This window comes from Streptomyces sp. NPDC058459 (assembly GCF_042721685.1).
Classification (GTDB): domain Bacteria; phylum Actinomycetota; class Actinomycetes; order Streptomycetales; family Streptomycetaceae; genus Streptomyces.
This window is the reverse complement of the sequence record NZ_JBHXLV010000310.1, coordinates 1-5,219: the sequence shown is the minus strand read 5'-3', so window position 1 is coordinate 5,219 and position 5,219 is coordinate 1. Positions and strand designations below refer to the sequence as shown.

General features: G+C 69.8%; 9 protein-coding genes and 1 tRNA gene. 4 read left to right on the top strand and 6 right to left on the bottom strand.

Annotation, left to right across the window (positions count from 1 at the left end):
- Window positions 1–43 precede the first annotated feature (43 nt).
- Window positions 44–367, bottom strand: coding sequence for an antibiotic biosynthesis monooxygenase family protein (locus tag ACFWN1_RS31500; RefSeq protein WP_384369582.1), 324 nt, complete (start codon window positions 365–367; stop codon window positions 44–46).
- A 179-nt stretch (window positions 368–546) separates the two neighbouring features.
- Between ACFWN1_RS31500 and ACFWN1_RS31495 the strand changes: the two genes are divergently transcribed.
- Window positions 547–1,434 carry a Yip1 family protein gene (locus tag ACFWN1_RS31495; protein WP_384369579.1) on the top strand — a complete coding sequence of 296 codons (888 nt, stop codon included), beginning with the start codon at window positions 547–549 and terminating at the stop codon, window positions 1,432–1,434.
- A gap of 28 nt (window positions 1,435–1,462) precedes the next feature.
- Here ACFWN1_RS31495 and ACFWN1_RS31490 read toward each other — a convergent pair whose 3' ends face one another.
- The 3 genes from ACFWN1_RS31490 to ACFWN1_RS31480 all read right to left on the bottom strand — a co-directional run bounded on the left by ACFWN1_RS31490 (window position 1,463) and on the right by ACFWN1_RS31480 (window position 2,787).
- The gene (locus ACFWN1_RS31490) at window positions 1,463–1,960 is read right to left on the bottom strand and encodes a phosphoribosyltransferase (RefSeq protein ID WP_384369576.1); all 498 of its coding nucleotides are present in this window, start codon (window positions 1,958–1,960) and stop codon (window positions 1,463–1,465) included.
- 13 nt (window positions 1,961–1,973) lie between these two features.
- A complete protein-coding gene (gene dcd, locus ACFWN1_RS31485; protein ID WP_384369573.1) occupies window positions 1,974–2,549 on the bottom strand; it encodes a dCTP deaminase in 576 nt (191 codons plus the stop codon).
- A 70-nt stretch (window positions 2,550–2,619) separates the two neighbouring features.
- Complete coding sequence (locus ACFWN1_RS31480) at window positions 2,620–2,787, bottom strand: hypothetical protein (protein ID WP_384369570.1); 168 nt, start codon at window positions 2,785–2,787, stop codon at window positions 2,620–2,622.
- Between the two features lie 238 nt (window positions 2,788–3,025).
- Between ACFWN1_RS31480 and ACFWN1_RS31475 the strand changes: the two genes are divergently transcribed.
- Window positions 3,026–3,096, top strand: a tRNA-Gly gene (locus ACFWN1_RS31475).
- A gap of 67 nt (window positions 3,097–3,163) precedes the next feature.
- On the opposite strand, the gene ACFWN1_RS31470 is transcribed toward ACFWN1_RS31475, so the two are convergent.
- A complete protein-coding gene (locus ACFWN1_RS31470) occupies window positions 3,164–3,607 on the bottom strand; it encodes a PIN domain-containing protein (protein ID WP_148024223.1) in 444 nt (147 codons plus the stop codon).
- Window positions 3,604–3,870, bottom strand: a complete 267-nt coding sequence (locus ACFWN1_RS31465; RefSeq protein WP_384369567.1) for a CopG family transcriptional regulator — start codon at window positions 3,868–3,870, stop codon at window positions 3,604–3,606. Before ACFWN1_RS31465 ends, ACFWN1_RS31470 begins: the two co-directional genes overlap by 4 nt.
- Window positions 3,871–4,092: 222 nt before the next feature.
- Between ACFWN1_RS31465 and ACFWN1_RS31460 the strand changes: the two genes are divergently transcribed.
- Window positions 4,093–4,851, top strand: coding sequence for a polysaccharide deacetylase family protein (locus ACFWN1_RS31460; protein ID WP_384369564.1), 759 nt, complete (start codon window positions 4,093–4,095; stop codon window positions 4,849–4,851).
- A gap of 75 nt (window positions 4,852–4,926) precedes the next feature.
- Window positions 4,927–5,187, top strand: coding sequence for a hypothetical protein (locus ACFWN1_RS31455; protein ID WP_384369562.1), 261 nt, complete (start codon window positions 4,927–4,929; stop codon window positions 5,185–5,187).
- Window positions 5,188–5,219 lie beyond the last annotated feature (32 nt).

Below are 5,219 nucleotides of genomic sequence, written 5' to 3'. Positions count from 1 at the left end.
GGTCCACGAGGCCGGGGGGCGCCGTCGTACCCGTGGGCGGCGGTTACTTCGGGGACGCCTGCTGCACGACCTCGAAGGACCACAGGGTGGAGCCGGCCGCGGCGGGCCGCTGCTTCTCGCCCTCACCGCCGCCCGCGCCTTGGTGGGCGGCCTTCATGGGGCCCTCCATCCACGCCTGGAAGGCCGCGTCGTCGCGCCAGCGGGTGTACACGAGGTACTGGTCGGTGCCCTCCACCGGCCGCAGCAGCTCGAACCACTCGAACCCGTCCGAGTTCTCCACGGTGTGCGCCCGCGAGGCGAACCGCTTCTCCAGCACCTCCCGCTGCTCGTCGGGAACGGTCAGCACATTGATCTTCACTACGCTCATGCCCCCATCCTGCCCCCACCGTCTTACGTTCGCGTCTTCACCCAAACCCCCGGCCGCCCCCGGTCGCCCCCGGTGTTCCCCCTGACGGTCCCTTAGGGGATGTCACAGGATGGCCGCAATGCCGGGCCCGACCCCCCGGGCCCGGCACGCGGGCGGGCGGGAGCGGGTACGTTCGACGGGTGGCTGGATTCAGGATGGGACGCGGGGACCGGGACAACCGCACCGCGCAAGGACAGCAGGCGCACGCGCCCCAGGGACCGTCGTACGGCGGCCGGGCCCCCCACCAGGGGCAGCGGCAGCCCACCTACGGCTACCCGCAGGGGAATCCCCAGGGGAACCAGTACGGGTACCCGGGGCCGGCGAACGACGGCCCGGAGTACTTCGGCGACCCCGGCCACGGCGGCCACGACCCCTATGCGGCGAACCAGCCAGGCCACACCCAGGCGTTCTCCGTGGACGAGGCGTCCGCCTACAGCCAGGGCGAGACCTACCACGCGGGCGCGACCGCCCCGGCGGGTCCGTCCGGCCCGGCGCTGCACTGGAAGGAACTGCTGAAGGGGATAGTCCTCTCCCCCGACGCGACCTTCCTCCGCATGCGGGACTACACGATGTGGGGCCCGGCCCTGATCGTGACGTTCCTCTACGGCCTGCTCGCCGTCTTCGGCTTCGACACCGCCCGCGCGGACGTGATCGGCGCGACGCTCACCAACGCGATCCCCATCGTGCTGGTCACGGCGGTGGCGATGGTGCTGAGCGCGTTCATCCTGGGCGTGGTCACCCACACCCTGGCCCGCCAGCTCGGCGGCGACGGCGCCTGGCAGCCCACGGTCGGCCTGTCCATGCTGATCATGTCGCTGACCGACGCCCCGCGCCTGGTCGTCGCCATGTTCGCCGGCGGTGACGCGAGCTTCGTCCAGGTCATCGGCTGGATCACCTGGCTCGCCGCGGGCGCCCTGCTCACCCTGATGGTCTCCCGCTCCCACGACCTGCCCTGGCCGAAGGCGCTGGGCGCGTCCGCGATCCAGCTGATCGCACTGCTGTCGATCGTGAAGCTGGGCACCTTCTGAGCTTGCCCCGTGCACGGGGGGAGGCTGCTCAGGCGTCCAGAACCTGCCCGGTCCGGCGGACCACGGGCGGGTCGACGGACCACGGGAAGTCGATCCAGTCCTCGGTGCGCTTCCAGACGTACTCGCACTTCACGAGGGAGTGGGACTTCTCGTAGATGACGGCGGAGCGCACCTCGGCGACGGTCTCCAGGCAGAAGTCGCGCACCAGCTTGAGCGTCTTGCCGGTGTCGGCGACGTCGTCGGTGATGAGCACCTTCTTGTCGGAGAAGTCGATGCGGTCGGGCACGGGCGCCAGCATCACCGGCATGTCCAGCGTGGTGCCGACGCCGGTGTAGAACTCGACGTTCACCAGGTGGATATTCTTGCAGTCCAGGGCGTAGGCCAGGCCGCCGGCCACGAAGACGCCGCCGCGCGCGATGCTGAGCACGATGTCGGGCTCGAAGCCGTCGTCCGCGATGGTCCGCGCCAGCTCGCGGACGGCCGTGCCGAAGCGCTCGTAGGTCAGGTTCTCCCGGACGTCACTCATGTCGTCGTCGCCCTCATACCTGGGTCCGGTGGAAGTTCAGGAAGGACCGCGAGGCGGTAGGGCCGCGCTGGCCCTGGTAGCGGGAGCCGTAGCGCTCGCTGCCATAGGGGTGCTCGGCGGGCGAGGACAGCCGGAACATGCACAGCTGGCCGATCTTCATCCCGGGCCAGAGCTTGATCGGCAGGGTGGCGAGGTTGGACAGCTCCAGGGTCACGTGCCCGCTGAAGCCGGGGTCGATGAACCCGGCGGTGGAGTGCGTGACCAGGCCGAGCCGGCCCAGCGAACTCTTGCCCTCCAGTCGGGAGGCGAGATCGTCGGGGAGCGTGATCACCTCGTACGTGCTCGCCAGCACGAACTCACCGGGGTGCAGGATGAACGGCTCGTCGCCCTCCGGCTCCACGACCCGGGTGAGGTCCACCTGCTCGACCGCGGGGTCGATGTGCGGGTAGCGGTGGTTCTCGAACACCCGGAAGTAGCGGTCCAGCCGTACGTCGATGCTCGAGGGCTGAACCATGGATTCGTCGAAGGGATCGATACGGACCCGCCCGGCGTCGATCTCGGCCCGGATGTCCTTGTCTGAGAGAAGCACGCCCCGAGGATACGCAAGGGGCGCGGACCGCCGACAATCGCGACGGGCCCGCGCCCCTGTTCCCGTGCGCCTACCTCCGCCGCAGGTTCTGCAGGGTGACCGGCACCACGCTGCGCAGCCGGGCGCAGTGCGGACACCGGACGAGCCGGCCGGGGCCGAGCCGCTCGGCCTGCTGCATCGGGAACGAAGCGGCGCTGAAGACGTGCCCGTCCGCGCAGCGGACGACGGTGCGTTCCATCAAGTCCCTCAAGTCCCTTCCCCAGGAGCCGCGTCGGGCTCGCTACCCCGACGCCGAATGCCACATTACGGGATCAAAGAGACGACCTTCCAGGCGGCACTCCGGGGCGCCCGACACCCTCACCGTACGCCCCAACTCACCCGCCCCACACCGGCCTCCCGCACGCCTCCCTCACCATGGGGTACAGTGAGCGGGCGTTCGGACACCGGCTACCCCTAGGTCGATATGTCCGTATTGCGCGGGTGTAGTTTAATGGTAGAACATCAGCTTCCCAAGCTGAGAGCGCGAGTTCGATTCTCGTCACCCGCTCTTTTTGCAGCCCCAGGTCAGCGGCCTGGGGCTGTTTCATTGGGGTGCCCCTGCTGCGTTGTGCGCGTCAGAGCGGGAGGTCATCGGGGAGGACCCGGAACGCTTTGTAACGGCCCAGCGGGCGTACGGCGCGGAAGTCTCGTCGGTCCAGGGTGAGGATCGCGTCCGTGTCGTAGTCGGCGGCAAGCGCCACGTTCACCGCGTCGGCGAGGTCGAGGTCCAGCGCGCGGTAACGGACACGGACGGACTGGGCTGCGCCCAGGTGGTCCTCCGTGATCTCCGGCAGGACGACACGACCCCGGCTCATCCAGCGCCGCAGGTCGTCGACCGCGCTGAGGGCGGCCTCCCTGCCGAGCTCACGCGTCGCCACGTGATCCAGTTCCGCCAGCAGGAGCGGGGACATGACCAGCAGGCCCGCCGCCATGATCGCCTCGTTCGCCGCCCCATGTTCCGGATGAGCCGAGTCCAGCGCCGCCAGAAGACCGGACGTATCGGCGATGACAATGATCACGCGGCGGATCCGGAGCCCGCGCCGGCCTCACGCCGGACGGCCTCGGCGACCGTGTCGCGGACCTCCGACCGGGACAGCGTGCGCCCCGGCCCCTCGAAGGTGCGTGAGAACAGCGGCTCGTCCCAGACCCTGTTGGCCATGGCCGCGAGGTGGATGCCCTGGCGGATGATCTCAGCCTCGCTTATACCCCGGCGCTTGGCGGCCTCCTTGATGATCGCCAGGTCCTCGGGGTCCGCGTAGACGTTGGTGCGCTTCATGGACATGTACCAATGGTAGTCCATGTACCGGATTGATGTATTCGGCATACCTCCCCATGTCGTGTTGCTGAGGACACGGCCGACGCGGTCGTCCGGCAGGGACGTTGTCCGCGAACTTCCCCGGAATTGTCCGTGCTCGGTAACACGCGCATCCCTCCGTCCCCGCCCCCCGTCCTGACAAGTGGTCGCGACGCGGCCGGAGTTCGGTGGGCGAGAGCGGGGGCGGGCATGGCACGGCACAACGGAACGCGGGGCTGGTACGGCAAGGCGGCCGGGGCGGCGCTCGGGGTGACGATGCTCGCCGTCGGTGCCTCCTTGTGGACCGCGCAGGCCGACACCCCGGGCAGGCCGGCGCCGAAGGCGGCGAGGCACACCGTCAAGCCGGTCGACATGACCATCGCGCACGCCTCGGACCAGGGTGAGCGAGGCGTCAACATCACCGTCGACGACGGCCCCGACCCCACCTGGACCCCCCAAGTGCTCGACGTGCTGCGGGAGTACGGGGTGAAGGCCACGTTCTGCATGGTGGGGACCCAGGCGCAGGCCCACCCCGACCTCGTGAAGCGGGTCGTCGCCGCCGGGCACCGGCTGTGCGACCACTCGGTGTCGCACGACACCACCATGGACAAGAAGTCCGTCGCCTACCAGTCGCAGCAGATCCTCGACGCCGAGCACATGATCACCGAGGCATCCGGGGGTGTGCGGCCGCTGTACTACCGCGCTCCCGGCGGTGCCTTCACGCCCGCCAGCCGCAAGCTCGCCGCGTCACGGGGCATGCGGCCCCTGGGCTGGAACGTCGACACCAAGGACTTCGAGCGGCCGGGGACGGACGCCATCGTGGCCACGGTCGAGCGTGAACTCCCGAACGGGCCCACGCTGTTGTTCCATGACGCGGGCGGTGACCGCTCTCAGACGGTCGAGGCGCTGCGCCGCGTCCTGCCCCGGCTGAAGGAGCAGGGCCACACCTTCGGCTTTCCCGTGCGCTGAGCCCCGGTGAGCCGCCCCCACCTAGGACAACCGCTGCGATTCGCTCGCTTGTTCGAGTGAATGGGGCCCTCCGCGATGCGGACGGGTCCGCGCCCGGTGTACGTCTACCTCCACAAGGCGACGAGCACGGGCGGACTCTCCGCCAGGGTGAAGATCGCGTCCAGGTGGACGGGCCACAAGAAGATCGTCGGCGCCGGGGACCTGGACGGCGACGGCCGCGGCGACCTGCTGGTGCGGAACAAGTCGTACGAGCTGTGGCGATACGGCGGCACCCCGGCCGGCACGTTCGAGGGCAGGATCGCCACCGGCCGGCAGGGGTACCGGGGCCTGTTCTGAAACGCCCTCCGCCCTACACTCCGGGCCCGGAC

Coding starts and splice junctions, on each gene's coding strand:
- ACFWN1_RS31500 (WP_384369582.1), bottom strand. CDS start 367: ATGAGCGTAGTGAAGATCAATGTGCTGACCGTTCCCGACGAGCAGCGG.
- ACFWN1_RS31460 (WP_384369564.1), top strand. CDS start 4,093: ATGGCACGGCACAACGGAACGCGGGGCTGGTACGGCAAGGCGGCCGGG.
- ACFWN1_RS31465 (WP_384369567.1), bottom strand. CDS start 3,870: ATGTCCATGAAGCGCACCAACGTCTACGCGGACCCCGAGGACCTGGCG.
- ACFWN1_RS31455 (WP_384369562.1), top strand. CDS start 4,927: ATGCGGACGGGTCCGCGCCCGGTGTACGTCTACCTCCACAAGGCGACG.
- ACFWN1_RS31480 (WP_384369570.1), bottom strand. CDS start 2,787: ATGGAACGCACCGTCGTCCGCTGCGCGGACGGGCACGTCTTCAGCGCC.
- ACFWN1_RS31490 (WP_384369576.1), bottom strand. CDS start 1,960: ATGAGTGACGTCCGGGAGAACCTGACCTACGAGCGCTTCGGCACGGCC.